Consider the following 17,025-nt stretch of genomic DNA (forward strand, 5'->3'; position numbering starts at 1 on the left):
CCGCCCCTACAGCATCGGCAGCTGGCGCGGCTCCGGCCCGCGCGGGAAGGCGGCGTCGATCCGGGCCAGCTCGGCCTCGCTCAGGACCAAGCTGCCGCCGCCGGCATTCTCCGCCGCGTGGGCGGGGCTCGAGGCCTTGGGGATCGCCAGGAGCCCGGCGTCGCGGGTCAGCGCCGCCAGCGCCACCTGCCGGGGCGTGGCGTCGTGGCCTTGCGCGATCTCCGCCAGCACCCGGCCGCCCGGGGTGGCGGGACCCGGGAAGCTGTCGTGGCCGAACGGGCTGTAGGCCACCACCGCGACGCCGTTGCGGCGGCACCAGGGCAGGACGGAATGCTCGATCGCCCGCTCCTCCAGGTGGTAGAGCACTTGGTTGCAGGCGATGCGGTCGGGACCGGCCACGCTGAGCGCTTCGTCGAGGTCGTCGGCGTCGAAGTTGCTGACGCCCCAGGACAGGATCTTGCCCGCGCGCACCAGGTCCTCGAAGGCCGCGAAGGTCTCCTCCAGGGGGTGCGGCCCGCGCCAGTGCAGCAGGTAGCAGTCGAGCCGGTCGGTGCGCAGCCGCCGCAACGAGCGCTCGCAGGCCGCGACCGTGCCCTGGCGCGAGGCGTTCCCGGGCAGAACCTTCGAGACGAGGAAGACCTCGTCGCGTCGGTCGCCGATGGCCTCTGCGATCAGCGGCTCGGCCTCGCCGTACATCTCGGCGGTGTCGACGTGGCTCATGCCGACGTCGAGCCCCCGCCGCAGGGCCGCTGCCGCCACGGTCGGCTCGCCCTCGTCGAGATACCAGGTTCCCTGCCCGATCACCGGCACCGCGGGCCCGGTGCGTCCGAAGGGTTGCCGTCGCATGGCGTGCTCCTGCGATCCCGCCGTCCTGGGCCGCGCAGGCCCGGAAGGGCAAGGCCAGATCCCGGAGAATGCACGGTTTTTCACATCTCGTCGCGGTCCCCGGGCGCCTCCGGCCAGGCCCGCGGATAGGAAGAAGAGCCTTCTCCCCACGCACGTTCTTCAAAAAGAACATTCTGATTGACAGAAAGTCCGTTTGTGAGGTTTTGTGCCGGCCCGACCGCCAGCCGAAGGATCCCGATGACCGCTCACGTCTCCCCGCCCGCCCGGAGCCGCGCGCCATGACGGCCCCCGTCCGCGTGCCGGTGCCGGCGGACCTGAGCGGCCGGCTCGACGCGCCCAAGGCGCTGGTGCGCCTCGAGAGCGTGGCCAAGACCTACACCGCCCGCAAGGGCGCCGCCGCCGTGACGGCGCTCGAGGACATCGACCTCGCAGTGCCGCGCGGCCGGGTGCTCGGCGTCATCGGCCGCTCCGGGGCCGGCAAGTCGACGCTGATCCGCCTGGTCAACGGGCTTGAGCGGCCGAGCCGCGGCCGGGTGATCGTCGATGGTGCCGAGATCTCCGCCCTGCCGGAGGCGGCCCTGCGGCGGGAGCGCCGCGGCATCGGCATGATCTTCCAGCACTTCAACCTGCTCTCGGCCCGCACCGCCGCCGGCAACGTGGCGCTCCCCCTCGAGGTCGCGGGCTACGACCGCACGGCGATCCCGGCGCGGGTGGCCGAGCTCCTCGACCTCGTCGGGCTTGGCCCCCAGGCCGACCGCTACCCGGCCGAGCTGTCGGGCGGCCAGAAGCAGCGCGTCGGCATCGCCCGGGCGCTCGCCACCAGCCCGAAGGTGCTGCTCTCCGACGAGGCGACCTCGGCCCTTGACCCGGAGACGACCCGCTCGATCCTCGACCTCCTCGGCCGGATCAACCGGGAGCTCGGCCTGACGATCCTGCTCATCACCCACGAGATGGCGGTGATCCGGGCGATCGCCCACGAGGTCGCGGTGCTCGACGGCGGCCGCATCGCCGAGAGCGGCGACGTGTTCGAGGTCTTCACCCGGCCGCAGGCCGCGATTACCCGCACCTTCCTCGACGAGGAGACCGGCCGGACCCTGCCGCCGGCCCTGGCGGCTCGCCTCACCCCCGGCCCGGCGACGGGCGGGGAGGGCAGGCAGGCGGTCTTGCGCATCACCTTCCGGGGACCACACGCCACCGATCCGGTCCTCGCCCAGCTCACCCGCGACGCCGGCATCCCGGCCGGCATCCTCTCGGGCACCGTCGACGAGATCGCCGGCCGCCCCTTCGGCACCCTGGTGGTCGGGATCGCCCCCGACGCCGGCACGGTGGAGCAGGCCCTGTCGTTCCTGCGCGCCCGCGGCCTCGACGTGGAGCTGCTCGGCACCCTCGACGTCGCCGGCTGGCAGCAGACCGCCGCCCCCCGAGCCCAGGATGCCCGCCAAACGGATCCCCGTCATGTCGCCTGAGCTCCTGCGCCTCCTCGTCCAGGCCACCCTCGACACGCTGCAGATGGTGGCGGTCGCGGCCGGCCTCGGGACCCTGATCGGTCTGCCGCTCGGCGTCTTCCTCGCCACCAGCGGCCGGGGCGAGCTTCTGGCCGCCCCCTGGCTCAACCGGGTGCTCGGCCTCGTCGTCAACGCCACCCGCTCGACGCCGTTCATCATCCTGGTGGTGGCGATCATCCCGTTCACCCGGCTGATCGCCGGCACCTCGATCGGCACCGCCGCCGCCACCGTGCCGCTGACCGTGGCGGCCACCCCCTTCATCGCCCGCCTGGTCGAGGGCGCGATCCGCGAGGTCGATGGCGGCCTCGTCGAGGCCGCCCGGGCCTTCGGCGCGAGCCCGCTGCAGATCGTCCTCAAGGTGCTGATCCCCGAGGCCCTGCCCGGCATCGTGCTCGGCCTCACCCTGGCGGTGGTGTCGCTGATCGGCTTCTCGGCGATGGTCGGGGCCGTCGGCGGCGGCGGCCTCGGCGACCTCGGCATCCGCTACGGCTACCAGCGCTTCATGCCCGAGATGATGCTCGCCGTGGTGGTGGTGCTGATCGTCCTGGTGCAGCTGGTCCAGACCCTCGGCGACCGCCTGGCGCGCCGCATGAACAAGCGCCTGCGCCACGGCTGACCCTCCCCACTCGTCCCTTCCCTCGGAGCGTGAACTCGATGCTGCGTACCCTCACCCTGGCGGTCCTTCTCGCCACCGCCGGCCTGCCGGCCCTGGCCCAGAGCCAGCAGCGCCTGCGCGTCGGCGTCACGCCGGGCCCGCACGCCCAGATCCTCGAGGCGGTGAAGCCGATCGCCGCCAAGCGCGGCCTCGACCTGCAGGTCGTGGAGTTCTCGGACTACGTCGTGCCGAACGAGGCCCTGTCGTCGGGCGAGCTGGAGGCGAACTCGTTCCAGCACCAGCCCTATCTCGACAACCAGAAGGCCGACCGCGGCTACAAGATCGAGAGCGTCGCCCAGACGGTGAACTTCCCGATGGGCGTCTACTCGAAGCGCCACAAGAGCTTCGACGCGGTGCCGGCGGGCGGCACGGTGGCGATCCCGAACGACCCGACCAACGGCGGCCGCGCCTTGCTGCTCCTGCAGGACAAGGGCCTCATCAAGCTGAAGTCGAATGTCGGCTTCAAGCCAAGCGTCGCCGACATCACCGAGAACGCGAAGCGCCTGCGCATCATCGAGGTCGACGCCGCCCAGACCCCGCGCTCCCTCGACGACGTCGACGCGGCGGCGGTCAACACCAACTACGCCACCGCGGCGGGCTTGAAGCCTGCCGACGCGATCCTGAAGGAGGAGCCGAAGGGCCCCTACGTCAATGTGATCGCGGTGCGCAGCGCCGACAAGGACAAGCCCTGGGTCGCGACGCTCGTCGAGTCCTACCGCTCGCCGGAGGTGAAGGCCTTCATCGAGAGCAAGTTCTCGGGTGCGGTCCTCACCAGCTGGTGAGCCATCAGCGGACCCAAGGGCAGGCAGGGTCGGGCCTCCGCGCCGGACCTTGTCCACAGCGGCGACGCAGAATGGAGCGGAGCCGTGAAACCAAACGCGGCCGTGCGCGTCTTCTCTGCACGGCCCGCGTGGCGGGCTGGCCTTTCCCCTGAGGTGCCCCGATGAAGATCCTGAATTCCTGCCTGGTCGCGGCCGTCCTCACCGTCGCCGCCGTTCCTGCCTTCGCCCAGGGCGGCTCGCCCTACAACAACTCGGGCTCGCAGGCCGGCGGCCCGCTCGGCGGCGCGCAGCGCGAGATGGGCGCCCCGGGCGGCGCGCCGTCGATGGGTGCCGCGCCGCGCACGACCATGCAGCCGACCATGCGCAAGAAGCGGATGATGAAGCAGCGCCGCATGCACCGGCACCACCACGCCCGCTGAGACGCCCTCCGCAGGGACGATCATTCCGGCGCGTTCGTCCGGCGGTTCGATCCGCCCGGCGAGCGCGCCGCCTTGCTGTCAGAAGCCCCCGGTCCGCCACAGGGCGACCGCCGCCGCGACCAGGCCGGCGAGCCAGGCGCCAGCGATCAGCGCGACGTGGCGCCGCCGGCCCGCGACCGGGCGGTTGTCGTTGGCCGCGCGGCGCAGCCGCAGGGCCGCAGCGTCGTAGCCGTGGGTGGCTGCCGCGATCGTGGCCGGGCGGGCGGTGGCGGTCTTGCGCAGGCTCGTCATGGCGAATCGTGCTCGTCGGACCGTGATAGCACGCGCCGAGCGCGAAAGTGAGCCGGCCGAACGCCGCAAGCTCGTCAGGACGAGAGACGGACCCAGCGCGTCGCGCGCCGGGGCGCGTGACCGTCGATCCAGTGCGGGCTGAGCACGTCGCCGTCCTCGGTCACGATCCAGGGCAGGGCGTCCGGATCGTCCGCACTCGCCGCCGCCGCGAGGGCGGCGCGCAGGGTGGGAAAGCGGCGCACCTCCCGCGGCCCGGGCGCGGCCTGCGCCCCGTGCCACACCATCAGCTCGGCCGGACGCTCCATCTGCGGCAGCGGCATCGTTGGATTCCTCCTGCGTACCGGGCGAGGATGGCGCGGGCGGGCTGTCGCGACGCTTACCGGAAGGTTGAGGTTCGGTAACGATCGCGGCTCGCCCGCTCACGATTCCGCAGGCGCCTCGCGGTGCGGCCGCAGTTCCGGGGCGCCGACCTCGGGCTCGGCCTCGGCGACGGGCTCCGCCCGGCTCTCGGCCCGGCTGGTGTCGATGAACAGGCGGGCCTCGCCCTCGCTGAGCCCCAGGCTGCGCAGGGCGTAGAGCGCCATGCCGAAGCCGACCTCGCGCTCGGCCATCAGCACCAGGCCGACCTTCTCCTCCTCGAGGTTGCGCCGCTCGACGTCGCTATGGGTGCGCACCACCGTGTCGATCCCCGGATTGGCCTCGCGGGCGATTCCGATCAGGCGGCGCGCCTGATGCGCGTCGGGGCTCGCGACCACGAGCAGGCGCGCCCGCCCGATATCCGCCGCCTCGAGGATGCCGGGCGCGCTGGCATCGCCGAACACCGCCGCGATGCCGGCGGCGCGCAGCTCCTCGACCCGGCGGCGGTCGCGCTCCACCACCACGAAAGGCAGTTCCCACGCGGAGAGCGCCTTGCCGATGGCGCTGCCGACCCGGCCGTAGCCCACCACCACCGCGTGGCCCTCGCGACGCTTGTCGTGGGCGGAGACCGAGAGCGGCCCGGCCCCGCGCTCGAACCGGGCGACCAGCCCCGGCCGCGTCTCGACGAAGCCGTTGAGGCGGCTGAGGGCCGCGAAGATCAGCGGGTTGAGCGTGATGGAGAGGAGCGAGCCGGCCAGGATCAGGTCACGCCCCTCCGGCGGCAGCAGCTTCAGACCGATGCCGAGGCTCGCCAGGATGAAGGAGAACTCGCCGATCTGCGCCAGGCTCGCCGCGATGGTGAGCGCGGTCGAGAGCGAGTGGCGGAAGGCCAGCACGATGGCGACCGCCGCGAGGGACTTGCCGACCAGGATGATCGCCAGGGTGGCGAGCACCGCGAGGGGCTGGCGCAGGAGGATGGTCGGGTCGAACAGCATGCCGACCGAGACGAAGAACAGGACCGCGAAGGCGTCCTGCAGCGGCAGCGAATCGGCCGCCGCCTGGTGGCTGAGGTCCGATTCGGCCAGCACCATGCCGGCGAAGAACGCGCCCAGGGCGAAGGAGACGCCGAACAGCTCCGCCGAGCCGTAGGCGATGCCCAGCGCCAGCGCCAGCACCGCCAGGGTGAACAGCTCGCGCGAGCCGGTGCGGGCCGCCTGGTCGAGGAGCCAGGGCACCACCCGCCGGCCGCCGGCCAGCATCAGCCCGGCGAAGGCCGCCACCTTGGCGAGGGTCAGCCCGAGGGTGAGCCAGATGTTGCCGTCGCCGGCGATGCCGTGCACCGCCCCGGCGCTCTCGCCGCCGAGGGCCCCGGCAAGTGCCGGCAGCAGCACGAGCGCCAGGACCATCGCCAGATCCTCGACGATGAGCCAGCCGACCGCGATGCGGCCCTTGTCGGAATCGAGCAGGCCGCGTTCCTCCAGCGCCCGCAGGAGCACCACCGTGGAGGCGACCGAGAGGGCGAGGCCGAAGACGAGGCCGGCCCCGATGCTCCAGCCCCAGGCGACGCTGAGGCCCAACCCCATCAGGGTGGCGACGGCGATCTGCACCACGGCGCCCGGCAGGGCGATGGTGCGCACCGACATGAGGTCGCCGATAGAGAAGTGCAGGCCGACGCCGAACATCAGCAGGATCACGCCGATCTCGGCGAGCTGGCCGGCGAGCTCGGCATTGCCGACGAAGCCCGGCGTGTGCGGCCCGACCGCGATGCCGGCCAGGAGGTAGCCGACCAGGGGCGGCAGCTTCAACCGCTGCGCGAGCATGCCGCCGATGAACGCGAAAACGAGCCCGAGGGCGATGATGGCAATCAGCTCGGAGGCGTGCGGCACGGTCGGGTCAGCTCCTCGGGAATCGGTGTTGTCGCCGCATGGGCAATACCTATCCCGAAGTCTAGCAGCCTTTCCGGGTTCCCGCCGTGCTGCACCGCACGAAAACCGGTGCTACGCCGCGAAACCTTCCGGCCCGTCAGCCGGATGGCGGCCCGTCCGGGTCAGCGCCCGGCAGGCCGGCGGGCCGCGCCAGCGGCACGGGGCAGCCGTGGCAGGCTCGCGCCCGGCCGGGCCGCGAGCACGATGACGATCGCGCCGAGGGTGGCGGAGGTCATCACGAGGATCTCGGTCGTGAACATGCGGCAGCCCTGGCGGTGAGCGAACGCCGCGGTGCGGCAGTCGAAAATCTTACCGGTCATGCCGGATGGACGATTGCCCCCCGGCGTCGCTGCTCTAGCTCGCCGCGGGAGCGACCGGCCATGTGACATCCCGCCGTGAGGCAGCATGTCCGCGTCGGCTGCCCACGATTCCGACGCAATGGGCCGGCCTCTGGCGTCCGGCCGCGCGATGCGGCATCAGCGAAGGGCAATGTTGTGCGCGCACCGCACCGCCAGACGAGGGTGTACAGTATGAAGAAGGTCCTGACCGGGGCGCTCGTGGCCCTCGGCCTGTCGTCGGGCACGGCTCTCGCCACTCCGAAAGACCCGAGCGGGACTTGGTTGACCGAGGACGGCCGGGCCCGGATCCGCATCGAGAAGTGTCCGAGCCGCACCGACCGCGTCTGCGGCTACGCCGTGTGGCTCAAGACGCCCAACGACGACAAGGGCCAGCCCAGGGTCGACTTCAAGAACTCCGACGCGAAGAAGCGCACCCGCCCCTCCCTCGGCCACCAGCTCATGATGGGGCTCAAGCCCAACGCGGATAACCGCTACGAGGGCCAGATCTACAACGCCGACGACGGCAAGCTCTATGACGTGTCGATCTGGACCGAGGAGCCGGGCGAGCTCAACGTCCGCGGCTGCCTGATGGGCTTCCTGTGCGGGTCCCAGACCTGGACCCGCGTCAACGACACCGCGCCCGGCCAGCTCACCGGCCCGACCGGCAGCCCGACCGGGCCGCGGCCCGACGCGGAATGGGCCGCTGCGCCCAAAGCCGCGCCGGCCGCCGCAGCCAAGCCGGCTGCCCCCGCCACGGGCGCGCCGCCCAAGCCATAACAGGGCGGCGCAAGGCTCCGGGCGTTTCCCGGCGCGACGGATCCCGGTTCGCCGCAGACGATGCGGCGGGACCGGCCACCTCGGGCAGCCCGAGAGAGACATCATCGCCCGCCGCAACCTGCGGTGCAGGCTTCGCAAGGGCACCCGCCGGTCACGGCGGGTGCCCTTTTTCGTGCCGGCTGCACGAGGCGATTTTACATCCGAAGGTTGCGTCACCCGACCCGTCGCAACGGCACCCGCGGCGCTGCCGCAGGGAAATGCACCACATCATACAACCGGCCGCCCCGCTCGCTCCGGGCCGTCGCGTACCCGGTTGTCCTCCTGTCCCGTCGCTGCCGGTCAAAACTTATGCCGTCCGCGCAAGTGAATCGGGCGACCAAAGATTGAGCAAATATTCCTTTTGCAACCGCCCATAGGCGCGGCAGAACTTGCAGGAAAAGCAGAGGTCGTGGCGCAAACCGTTGCCGACCGGTCTCATCCGTCCCGATCTACTCGCATGAGAAAAATTTTCATTGACTGTTAGGATTTTTGGCGACATGTGCAAAGAAGTATTCCAAAAAGGGGACCCTCATGAGTGTTGACGACCAGGCTCCGACGCCGCAGCTGATCAGTCTTTCGGCGGACATCGTGTCGGCATACGTGTCGAAGAACTCGGTGCCGGTCGGGGACCTCGGCAACCTGATCGCCGCCGTTCATGCCTCTCTCGAGCGCGTCGCCTCGCCCCCCGCGCCCGAGCCCGAGAAGCCCACGCCTCCGGTTCCGGTCCGCAAGACCGTGACGCCGGACCACATCATCTCTCTGGAAGACGGCAAGCCCTACAAGTCGCTCAAGCGCCACCTGACGACCCGTGGCCTGACGCCCGATCAGTACCGTCAGAAGTGGGGCCTGCCGCACGACTATCCGATGGTCGCGGCCAACTACGCTGCCCAGCGCTCCGAACTCGCCAAGAGCCTCGGCCTCGGCCAGATCCGGCGCGACCGTGCGGCCGCCGCCCGGCTCGCCGCCGAGAGCACCAGCGAGGGCGAGAGCGAGAAGGCTCCGGCCCGCCGGGGCCGCCCGCGCAAGGGCGAGTGAGGCGCCGGAGCAGCGGCCGGTCGCCCGGCGATCGGCCGCTGCTCCCGGTCCGTCGCTCGTGATCCTCGGGGCGCCGCGCGATGAGCCGGCGCCCTCCGCATGCCGATGCTGCGAGCGGGCATGATCCTGGTGCTCATCTCAGATGAAGCCGGTCAGCGCGGCGAGTATCTGCTTGGCTGGCTCCTGCCAGCGGGCAGGATTTTCAAAGAATTCCCGTCACCTGAGTTCCGGCCGTGGGCTGCCGCAGAAGGCGCTGCGATCTTCGTGCGGCCCGAGCCCGGCTGTTCCCCAATCGGGATTGTGTCGCAGTCGGCGTCACTGCCGGGATGAAGAGCTCGCGAGTCGCCCCCATTTATCGCCGGGGCCGCCAGCGAACGTGTGCCCGCCGCTGGGGCCGTTGACATCAGAGGGGCGCATCGCAGTCGGCGGGGACGCGCCTGAACCCGGCTCCGGGTGACGTCCTCGTCGAGGCCGCTGCGCAGGGGCGCCGGCCTCCCGGCGCCGCGGGCGCCCTCAGCGCGCCGTGCCGTTCTTCTGCGAGCCCGGGCCGGTGCCAGGAGCGCCGCTGCCGGTCGGGCCGTCGCGCTGCACGGTCGGGCCAGGGCCCATGTTGCCGCCGCTCGAGCCCTGGCTGCCGGTCGAGCCCATGCTCCCCGGATTGTTGCCGCCGATGCCGGTGCCCGGCGGCTGGCTCGACATGCCGGAGCCTGTGTTGCCGCTCGACGACGGGGCGGTCCCCACGCCGTTGTTGATGCCCTGCGCGGCGGCACCGGCGGCGGTGCCGGCCACGAGTGCGAGGGCGAGGAGGGAGGATCGCGTCAGCATGGGGGAGCCCTGTCGGTTCGGGTCGTTCTCGGACCGGGGCAACGGCAGGAGCGGTCCGGCGTTCCCCTTGCGCGGGAAGCCGGCCCTCACCGGGCCGGGGATACCGGATGAAAGGACGAGGGCACCGGGCAGATAGACGTCTTGGCAACCCGCCTGTTCTGCATGCAGATTACGGATCCTGTCGTCCCTTCGTCACGGGACGGCGGCTATGGCCACCCGCAGAAGGTGGCGCGGATCTTGTAGGGAGTGCGCGGGGTCAGGTTGCGGACTGTCCCGCGCGAAGGAGTTGAGATGCAGGTGTTCCTGATCGCCCTGGGGCTCGTCGTCGTTCTGGTCGCCGTCGGTGTGTTCGGTCGCCATCCCGATCACCGCGCCGTCCCGGCTCCCCGGCGACGCGCCTCGGACCCGGCGCAGCGCGGCGCAACGACCGCGGACCTGTCGCGTTAGATCGAGCGGGCGGCCGCGCGTCCGGCCCCACGGTTTCCTTGCAGGTTCTTCTGTGACAGGAGCCCACCATGCCCGCATCGCCTCCGTTCACCCGCGTCCTCCTCACCGGTGCGCTCCTCGTCGGCGCAGCCGGATCCGCGGCGCTGGCGCAGAGCCTGCCCGACCAGACCGGCACCGGAGGCGGGCCCCGTTCCACCATCACGGCGCCGAACACGAGTTCGGTCGGCCGCACCAAGCCGCCGTCCGGCGGCACGGACGCGACCCTGGAGCGCCGGATCGACGACCGGACCCGCCAGGAGCGCATCGACGACCAGATCGACACCGGCATCTGCATCGGCTGCAGCCGCTAGAGGGCCCCGCGCCAGGACCTCCTGCGTGCGCGAGGGATCGCGTCCGCCGTGCGGAAGCCCGCTCTGCCGGGATGCGCGCGGAGCGTTGCTCGATGCCGACTGGTGAGGCCGGCTCCGGACGCCGTCGTCCGGAAACCGGCACCGCCGGCGGGATCAGGCAGCCGCGATCGCGAGCCGCGCCCCGTGGGTGAGCCGGAGGTCGAGGTCGCCCACGGTCTTCCCGGCCCGGAACACCGCCGCGACCGGACCCTCGCCCCGCGCCGCCAGCGCCTCGGCCAGGGCGCCTTCCGTCCCCGCCGGGCTCGCCAGGGTGACGGTGGTCGCGGGCCCGAGGGGCAGGGTCAAGGCGCGGGCCGGCGCCCCCAGGATCTCGGCCTCGACGACCGGCGCGTCGGCCCCGGTGCCGAGGAGGGCGGCGTAGCGGGCGCGTGAGGCCTCGACGTCCCGCACCGCCACCGTGAGCGCCCTGACCCCGGTGACGCCGTTGTCGTGGCGGCGCACGTCGCCTTCCTGCACCCGCAGGGACCGGGGCGTGACGTCGCCGCACAGGAACGGCACGTCCGAGCCAGGCGCCCGGGCGGTCTTCCAGTCGAGGCGGGCGCCATCGGGCCGGAAGCGGCCGCCCGGCACCGGATCGGCGATGTCGAGCCCGCGGGCTTGCGCCGCCGCCACGTCGGCGTCGATGTCGCCGGGCAGGAGCGCGTGGTCGAGGAAGCCCTCGCCGGCCCGGTGATAGACCTCGGACCAGCGGTTGCCCGGCTCGGGTTTCTTGAACGCGATCAGCTCGAGATAGGCGCCGTCCTCCAGCACCACCAGCACGTTGTGGGTGATGCCGTTCTGGTGCTCGCCGCCGCGGATCACCGTGAAGCCGAGGGCGGAGTAGTCCGCGAAGGCGGCGTCGAGGTCGGCGACCGCGATGACGAGATGATCGAGGGTGAGGGGCATGGGAACTCCGTGTCAGGCGGCGGGGGCGTGCGGACGCCCGGGAATCCAGGAGCGGCCGGGCACCGCCTCCAGCAGGGCGCCGGTATAGGCGGCCTGCGGGGCTGCGAAGACCGCGGCGGTCGGACCGGCCTCCACCACGACGCCGTCCTTCATCACGGCGATGCGGTCGCAGATCTGGCCTGCGACCCGCAGGTCGTGGGTGATGAACAGCATCGACAGGCCGAGCCGGTCGCGGAGCTGGTCGAGGAGCGCCAGCACCTGCGCCTGGACCGAGACGTCGAGGGCCGAGACCGGCTCGTCGGCGACCAGCACCTCGGGTTCGAGGGCGAGCGCCCGGGCGAGGCCGATGCGCTGGCGCTGGCCGCCGGAGAACTCGTGCGGGAAGCGGTCCATCGCGGCCGGATCGAGGCCGACGAGGCCGAACAGCTCCCGCGCCTTGGCCATCGCCTCGGCTCGGGAGGCGCCCTGGAGCATCGGCCCCTGCGCGACGAGCTCGCCGGCCCGCCGCCGCGGGTTGAGCGAGGCGAAGGGGTCCTGGAACACCATCTGCACCCTGCGCGCCTGGGCCCGCATCGCCCGCCGCGACAGGGCGGCGAGATCCGTCTCGCCGAGGCGGATCGCGCCCGCGTCCGGGTCGAGCAGGCGCACGATGCAGCGGGCGAGGGTGGACTTGCCGGAGCCCGATTCGCCGACGATGCCGAGCGTCGTGCCCCGGGGCAGGGACAGGCTGACGTCCTTCACCGCGTGGGTGACCCGGGCCCGGCCGGGCAGCAGGCCGCCGCCGGTGCGATAGGTCTTCGACACGCCGTCGAGCGCCAGGATCGCGGGGGCTTCCGTGCCGCGGCCTGGGCGCGGCAGCAGCGGCGGCACCGCGGCGATCAGCGTCCTGGTGTAGGGCGCCTGCGGCCGGTTGAGCACGGCGTCGGCCGGTCCCTCCTCGACGAGGCGGCCCGCCTGCATCACCGCGACACGGTCGGCGATCTCCGCCACCACCCCGAAATCGTGGGTGATGAACAGGACGCCCATGCCGCGCCGGCGCTGGATGTCGCGGATCAGCGCCAGGATGCGCCCCTGCGTCGTCACGTCGAGGGCCGTCGTCGGCTCGTCGGCGATGAGGAGCGCCGGCTCCAGCGCCAGCGCCATGGCGATCATCACCCGCTGGCGCTGCCCGCCCGACAATTCGTGCGGGTAGGCCCGGAGCGCCGCGACAGGGTCGGGCATCCGCACCTCGGTCAGCAGCGCCAGGGTCTTCTCCCGGATCTCGCGGGCGCCGAGTTTCGTGTGGATGCGGAAGGTCTCGGCGATCTGGTCGCCGGCCCGGCGCAGGGGATTCAGGGCCGTCATCGGCTCCTGGAACACCATGCCGATCGCCGCGCCCCGCAGGCGCCGCATCTCGGCCTCGGAGGCGCCGACGAGGTCGCGGCCGGAGAACAGCACCCGACCGGCGTCGGGGGTGACGCCCGGCGGCAGCAGGCGCATCACCGTGTTGGCGAGGACCGACTTGCCCGAGCCGCTCTCGCCGACGACGCACAGGATCTCGTTGGCGGCGAGCGACAGAGAGACGCCGGAGAGCGCGTGGCTGCGGTCGGCCCCTTGCGGCAGGCGGACCGAGAGGTTCTCGATCGAGAGGAGGGGCTCGGTCATGGTGCGGCCTTCACCGGGGCGGGGCCGCGCAGGCGCGGGTTGAGGGCGTCGTTGAGGCCCTGGCCGACCAGGGACACCGCCAGCACCGTGAGCAGGATCGCCAGTCCGGGGATCGCCGAGACGTACCATTGCGTGCGCAGCACGCCCCGGCCGGCCCCGATCAGGTTGCCCCAGGAGGCGACGTTCGGGTCGGAGAGGTTGAGGAAGGCCAGCGCGCTCTCGAGCAGGATCGCCACCGCCATCACCACGCTGGCGTAGACGATCACCGGCGGCAGGGCGTTGGGCAGGATCTCCCGGGCGATGATGCGGGCGTCGCCCATGCCGAGCACCCGGCAGGCCTGAACGAACTCGCGGTTGCGCAAGGTCAGGAACTCGGCCCGGGTGAGCCGGGCCGGGGCCGGCCAGGAGACGAGTCCGATCGCCACCGTGACGGTGGTGATGTCCGAGCCGAACACCGCCACGAGCACGAGGAGCAGCAGGAAGTTCGGCAGGGTCTGGAACGCCTCCGTCACCCGCATCAGGGCGTCGTCGACGATCCCGCCGTAGAAGCCCGCCACCGCGCCGACCGCGATGCCGATCGCGATGGCGATCACCGCCGCCACGAGGCCGATCAGCAGCGACACCCGGGCGCCATGGAAGACCTGGGCGGCGATGTCGCGGCCGCTGGCGTCGGTGCCGAGCCAGACCTTGGGATTGGCGAAGGGCCATTGCAGCGGCCGGCCGGCGAGGCTCAGGGGATCCTTCGGGAACAGCACCGGCGCGGCGAGCGCCACCGCGACGACGAGGAGGAGCAGGAGCGCGCCGAGGAGCGCCGCCGGGTTGCGCAGGTACCGCCGAAGGGCCGCCATCGCGTCAGCGCCCCGCCGCGATGCGCGGATCGAGCCGGCCGTAGACGAGGTCGACCACGAAGTTCACCGTGATGACGAGGAGCGCCGAGACGAACACGATGCCGAGCAGGGTGTTGAGGTCGCGCTGCACCACCGATTCGTAGGCGAGGCGCCCGAGGCCGGGCAGCGCGAACACGCTCTCGACCACCACCGAGCCGCCCAGCATCGTGCCGGCCTGGAGCCCCACCAGGGTCACCATCGGCAGGAGCGCGTTGCGCAGGGCATGGCGGACGATCACGCCGGTCTCGCCAAGGCCCTTCGCCCGGGCGGTGCGGACATAGTCGAGGCTCATCACCTCCAGCATCGAGGCGCGCATGATCCGCAGGTACGTGGCGAGGAAGACGAGGGCCAGGGTCAGGGTCGGCAGCACGAGGTGGCGGGCGATGTCGAGCATCCGGGTGAGACCCATGTAGCCGGCGCCCACCTCCTCGAACCCGCCGGCCGGCAGCCAGCCGAGACGGATCGCGAACAGCACGATCCCCATCAGCCCGAACCAGAACGAGGGCGTGGCGTAGAACATCAGGCCCAACGTCGAGATCAGGGTGTCGGGCCACTGCCCGATCCGCCGCGCCGCCAGGATGCCGAGCAGCGTCCCGCCGGCGAAGGCGAGGGTGAGGGAGGCGCCCATCAGCAGCAGGGTCACGGGCAGCCGCTCGGCGATCACCGTGGCGACGGGCTTGCCGTAGATCGCCGACTGGCCGAGGTCGAGCTGCACCAGCCGCCAGAGGTAGCGGGCGAGCTGGGCGGCGGCTGGCAGGTCGAGGCCGTAATAGCGCCGCAGCTCTTCCGCCGTCGCCGGATCGCCGCCGCCCATCTGGGCCATCAGCGCGTCGACGGTGTCGCCGGGGGCGAGCTGGAGCAGCAGGAAGAGCCCCGCCAGGATGACGAGGAGCGTCGGCAGGCTGGCAGCGAGGCGGCGAAGCGCGAGGAGGAGGATGGTCATGGAGTCGAGCGGAGATCGAACGAAACACTCCGCCCTTCTCCTCTCCCCGCGGGCGGGGAGAGGGCTTCACCCCCCTTGTCGGGGGTGAAGCCACCAGAGGCAGAGCCGAAGCGAGGGTGAGGGGGGCTCTCCGGACGAGACATCTCCGGCACCTCCTCCTCACCCTCGCGGCGAACCTGCGGTTCGCGGCTCGCTTCATCCCCTGGACGGGGACGCAGCCCTCTCCCCGCTTGCGGGGAGAGGAGAGGGGGCCAGCCCATCACGCCTCGATCCAGGCGTCGTGCCAGTCGCCCGAGCCCCAGCGCGGGGTGTTGTGGTCGCCGTGCACGCGCTTGCTCGTCGCTGACAGGAAGGTGCGCTCGGTCATCATCCAGACCGGGATCTCGTCGTTCACCGCCTTCACCCACTGGGCGTAGAGCGCCTTGCGCTTCTCCGGGTCGAGCTCGCTCGCCGCCTCGTCGGTGAGGCGGTCGACGAGGTCGGATTGCCAGCCGTACTGGTTGGTCCAGGGCGCGCCCTTCGGCGAGCCGGAGCGGTACCAGACGGTGGTCGAGACCGCCGGATCGCCCCGGTACTGGTGCCAGCCGGTGGCGAGGTCGAAGTTCCAGTCGCGGTAGACGGTGGAGAGGGCGCCTGCCGTGTCGAGGTTGACGATGTCGACCTTGATCCCGACCGCCTGGAGCGATTGCTGGATGAAGGTGGCGAGCAGCGGCACGTCCTCGCCGTTCATGATCGGCACGAGCTTGAGCGAGAAACGGGTGCCCCCGGCCCCGCGCTTGAACCCGGCCTCGTCGAGGAGGGCGGCCGCCTTCTTCGGATCGAAGGCGTAGGGGGCCGGGTTGTTCGGGTAGAACGCGGTCGAGGAGGACGGAATCGGGCCGGTGGCCGGCTTGCCGAGGCCGTAGATGAAGTTCTCGATGAAGAACGGCACGTCGATGGCGTGGGCGATCGCCCGGCGCACCCGCACGTCGGCGAGCTCCTTGCGGCGGGTGTTGAACTCCAGCGTGTTGTTGAAGGCGTTGGCCTCCAGGCCCTTGCTCGACACGGTGAAGCGCGGATCGGACTTCAGCCGGTCGAGATCGGCGAGCGCCAGGGCGTTGTAGGTCGAGAGCTGGACCTGGCCGGTCTCGAGCGCCGCGGACGCCGCGGCCTTGTCGATGATGAAGCGCCACACGATCCGGTCGAGGTACGGAAAACCCTCGCGCCAGTAGCTCGGGTTGCGCTCCGCGATGACGTGCTGGCCGCGCTCGTAGGACACGAACTTGAACGGGCCGGTGCCGATCGGCGCGGTGTTGGCCGGGTTCTCGAGCACGTTGGTGCCCTCGAAGACGTGCCTGGGCGCGACGTAGCCGAGGTCGCACAGGGCCCGCAGCAGCAGGTTGAGCGGCATCGGCCGGGAATAGCGAAAGACCGCGGTGTGCGGGTCGGGCGTGTCGACGGCCTCGAGGTAGAGCTGCAGCTGGGTGCCGTAGTTCAGGTACTTCTTCCACAGCTCCATCGCCGTGTACTGCACGTCGGCGCTCGTGAAGGGCTTGCCGTCGTGCCAGGTCACGCCCTGGCGCAACCGGAACGTCACGGTCTTGCCGTCGGGTGCGGCCTCCCAGGAGGTCGCGAGCACGCCCGCGGGCTTGCCGTCCTGGTCGAGGTCAACCAGCGGCTCGACGATCTTCGAGGTGATGACGTAGACGCCGGTCGAGGCGCGGATCGCCGGGTTGAGCACTCGCTGCTCGCCGTTGAGCTGCACCGTCAGCACGCCGCCGCGCCGCGGCGCCTGGGCAGCCCCCTGGGCGAGGACCGCCCGCGTCAGCGCCGCTGGCGTCCAGGCCGCAGTCCCGAGCGCGAGGAGGCCGGCCCGCTTGAGGGCTTCGCGGCGGTCGATGATCATCGGTGGGTCCCTGTCGTCGTTCGGGCGCCATCCTTGCTGCAACGCAGCGCCGGCGCAATGGACGAAGCGTGGCAAATTCCGCTTCGTCCCGAGATGCTTCGTCTCCCGCAGGCCGCCACCGGAGAGAATT

At 71.8% G+C, this 17,025-nt stretch carries 20 protein-coding genes; 9 read left to right on the plus strand and 11 right to left on the minus strand.

Features of this window, described 5'->3' with window-relative positions; all coding sequences use genetic code 11:
* Nucleotides 1–6: 6 nt before the first annotated feature.
* A complete protein-coding gene (locus VQ02_RS21580; protein ID WP_048446274.1) occupies nucleotides 7–846 on the minus strand; it encodes an aldo/keto reductase in 840 nt (279 codons plus the stop codon).
* Between the two features lie 278 nt (nucleotides 847–1,124).
* On the opposite strand from VQ02_RS21580, the gene VQ02_RS21585 reads away from it, so the two are divergent.
* The 4 genes from VQ02_RS21585 to VQ02_RS21600 all read left to right on the plus strand — a co-directional run bounded on the left by VQ02_RS21585 (nucleotide 1,125) and on the right by VQ02_RS21600 (nucleotide 4,207).
* Nucleotides 1,125–2,312 carry a methionine ABC transporter ATP-binding protein gene (locus VQ02_RS21585; protein ID WP_083469354.1) on the plus strand — a complete coding sequence of 396 codons (1,188 nt, stop codon included), beginning with the start codon at nucleotides 1,125–1,127 and terminating at the stop codon, nucleotides 2,310–2,312.
* On the plus strand, nucleotides 2,302–2,967 hold the full coding sequence (locus VQ02_RS21590; RefSeq protein WP_048446275.1) for a methionine ABC transporter permease: 666 nt from the start codon (nucleotides 2,302–2,304) through the stop codon (nucleotides 2,965–2,967). The genes VQ02_RS21585 and VQ02_RS21590 overlap by 11 nt, the downstream gene beginning before the upstream one ends.
* A 38-nt stretch (nucleotides 2,968–3,005) precedes the next feature.
* Nucleotides 3,006–3,788 (plus strand): MetQ/NlpA family ABC transporter substrate-binding protein, encoded by a 783-nt coding sequence (locus VQ02_RS21595; RefSeq protein ID WP_048446276.1) that lies wholly within the window; start codon nucleotides 3,006–3,008, stop codon nucleotides 3,786–3,788.
* 161 nt (nucleotides 3,789–3,949) lie between these two features.
* Complete coding sequence (locus VQ02_RS21600; RefSeq protein ID WP_048446277.1) at nucleotides 3,950–4,207, plus strand: hypothetical protein; 258 nt, start codon at nucleotides 3,950–3,952, stop codon at nucleotides 4,205–4,207.
* Nucleotides 4,208–4,285: 78 nt separating this feature from the next.
* On the opposite strand, the gene VQ02_RS21605 is transcribed toward VQ02_RS21600, so the two are convergent.
* From VQ02_RS21605 to VQ02_RS21620, 4 genes are all read right to left on the minus strand, one after another.
* Nucleotides 4,286–4,498, minus strand: coding sequence for a hypothetical protein (locus tag VQ02_RS21605; RefSeq protein ID WP_048446278.1), 213 nt, complete (start codon nucleotides 4,496–4,498; stop codon nucleotides 4,286–4,288).
* Between the two features lie 74 nt (nucleotides 4,499–4,572).
* The gene (locus tag VQ02_RS21610) at nucleotides 4,573–4,818 is read right to left on the minus strand and encodes a hypothetical protein (protein WP_048446279.1); all 246 of its coding nucleotides are present in this window, start codon (nucleotides 4,816–4,818) and stop codon (nucleotides 4,573–4,575) included.
* Nucleotides 4,819–4,917: 99 nt separating this feature from the next.
* Nucleotides 4,918–6,741, minus strand: a complete 1,824-nt coding sequence (locus VQ02_RS21615; protein ID WP_048446280.1) for a cation:proton antiporter domain-containing protein — start codon at nucleotides 6,739–6,741, stop codon at nucleotides 4,918–4,920.
* Nucleotides 6,742–6,902: 161 nt separating this feature from the next.
* Complete coding sequence (locus VQ02_RS21620) at nucleotides 6,903–7,100, minus strand: hypothetical protein (protein WP_048446281.1); 198 nt, start codon at nucleotides 7,098–7,100, stop codon at nucleotides 6,903–6,905.
* A 210-nt stretch (nucleotides 7,101–7,310) separates the two neighbouring features.
* Between VQ02_RS21620 and VQ02_RS21625 the strand changes: the two genes are divergently transcribed.
* From VQ02_RS21625 to VQ02_RS37400, 3 genes are all read left to right on the plus strand, one after another.
* On the plus strand, nucleotides 7,311–7,895 hold the full coding sequence (locus tag VQ02_RS21625; protein ID WP_048446282.1) for a DUF2147 domain-containing protein: 585 nt from the start codon (nucleotides 7,311–7,313) through the stop codon (nucleotides 7,893–7,895).
* A gap of 570 nt (nucleotides 7,896–8,465) precedes the next feature.
* Nucleotides 8,466–8,969, plus strand: a complete 504-nt coding sequence (locus VQ02_RS21630) for a Ros/MucR family transcriptional regulator (protein WP_048446283.1) — start codon at nucleotides 8,466–8,468, stop codon at nucleotides 8,967–8,969.
* Between the two features lie 120 nt (nucleotides 8,970–9,089).
* On the plus strand, nucleotides 9,090–9,299 hold the full coding sequence (locus VQ02_RS37400; RefSeq protein WP_157080741.1) for a hypothetical protein: 210 nt from the start codon (nucleotides 9,090–9,092) through the stop codon (nucleotides 9,297–9,299).
* A 183-nt stretch (nucleotides 9,300–9,482) separates the two neighbouring features.
* Here VQ02_RS37400 and VQ02_RS21635 read toward each other — a convergent pair whose 3' ends face one another.
* Nucleotides 9,483–9,794 (minus strand): hypothetical protein, encoded by a 312-nt coding sequence (locus VQ02_RS21635; RefSeq protein ID WP_245239808.1) that lies wholly within the window; start codon nucleotides 9,792–9,794, stop codon nucleotides 9,483–9,485.
* Nucleotides 9,795–10,085: 291 nt separating this feature from the next.
* Between VQ02_RS21635 and VQ02_RS37405 the strand changes: the two genes are divergently transcribed.
* Nucleotides 10,086–10,241, plus strand: a complete 156-nt coding sequence (locus VQ02_RS37405) for a hypothetical protein (RefSeq protein WP_157080742.1) — start codon at nucleotides 10,086–10,088, stop codon at nucleotides 10,239–10,241.
* Between the two features lie 68 nt (nucleotides 10,242–10,309).
* Nucleotides 10,310–10,591, plus strand: a complete 282-nt coding sequence (locus VQ02_RS21640; RefSeq protein ID WP_048446284.1) for a hypothetical protein — start codon at nucleotides 10,310–10,312, stop codon at nucleotides 10,589–10,591.
* 153 nt (nucleotides 10,592–10,744) lie between these two features.
* On the opposite strand, the gene VQ02_RS21645 is transcribed toward VQ02_RS21640, so the two are convergent.
* From VQ02_RS21645 to VQ02_RS21665, 5 genes are all read right to left on the minus strand, one after another.
* Nucleotides 10,745–11,536 carry a VOC family protein gene (locus VQ02_RS21645; protein WP_048446285.1) on the minus strand — a complete coding sequence of 264 codons (792 nt, stop codon included), beginning with the start codon at nucleotides 11,534–11,536 and terminating at the stop codon, nucleotides 10,745–10,747.
* 12 nt (nucleotides 11,537–11,548) lie between these two features.
* On the minus strand, nucleotides 11,549–13,180 hold the full coding sequence (locus VQ02_RS21650) for an ABC transporter ATP-binding protein (protein WP_048446286.1): 1,632 nt from the start codon (nucleotides 13,178–13,180) through the stop codon (nucleotides 11,549–11,551).
* Complete coding sequence (locus VQ02_RS21655; RefSeq protein ID WP_048446287.1) at nucleotides 13,177–14,028, minus strand: ABC transporter permease; 852 nt, start codon at nucleotides 14,026–14,028, stop codon at nucleotides 13,177–13,179. Before VQ02_RS21655 ends, VQ02_RS21650 begins: the two co-directional genes overlap by 4 nt.
* A gap of 4 nt (nucleotides 14,029–14,032) precedes the next feature.
* Complete coding sequence (locus VQ02_RS21660) at nucleotides 14,033–15,010, minus strand: ABC transporter permease (RefSeq protein WP_048446288.1); 978 nt, start codon at nucleotides 15,008–15,010, stop codon at nucleotides 14,033–14,035.
* A gap of 259 nt (nucleotides 15,011–15,269) precedes the next feature.
* Nucleotides 15,270–16,895: an ABC transporter substrate-binding protein gene (locus VQ02_RS21665; protein WP_048446289.1), complete on the minus strand. Its 1,626-nt coding sequence runs from the start codon at nucleotides 16,893–16,895 to the stop codon at nucleotides 15,270–15,272.
* Between the last annotated feature and the right edge of the window lie 130 nt (nucleotides 16,896–17,025).

The organism is Methylobacterium variabile (assembly GCF_001043975.1).
In the GTDB taxonomy this organism is placed as follows: Bacteria; Pseudomonadota; Alphaproteobacteria; order Rhizobiales; family Beijerinckiaceae; genus Methylobacterium; species Methylobacterium variabile.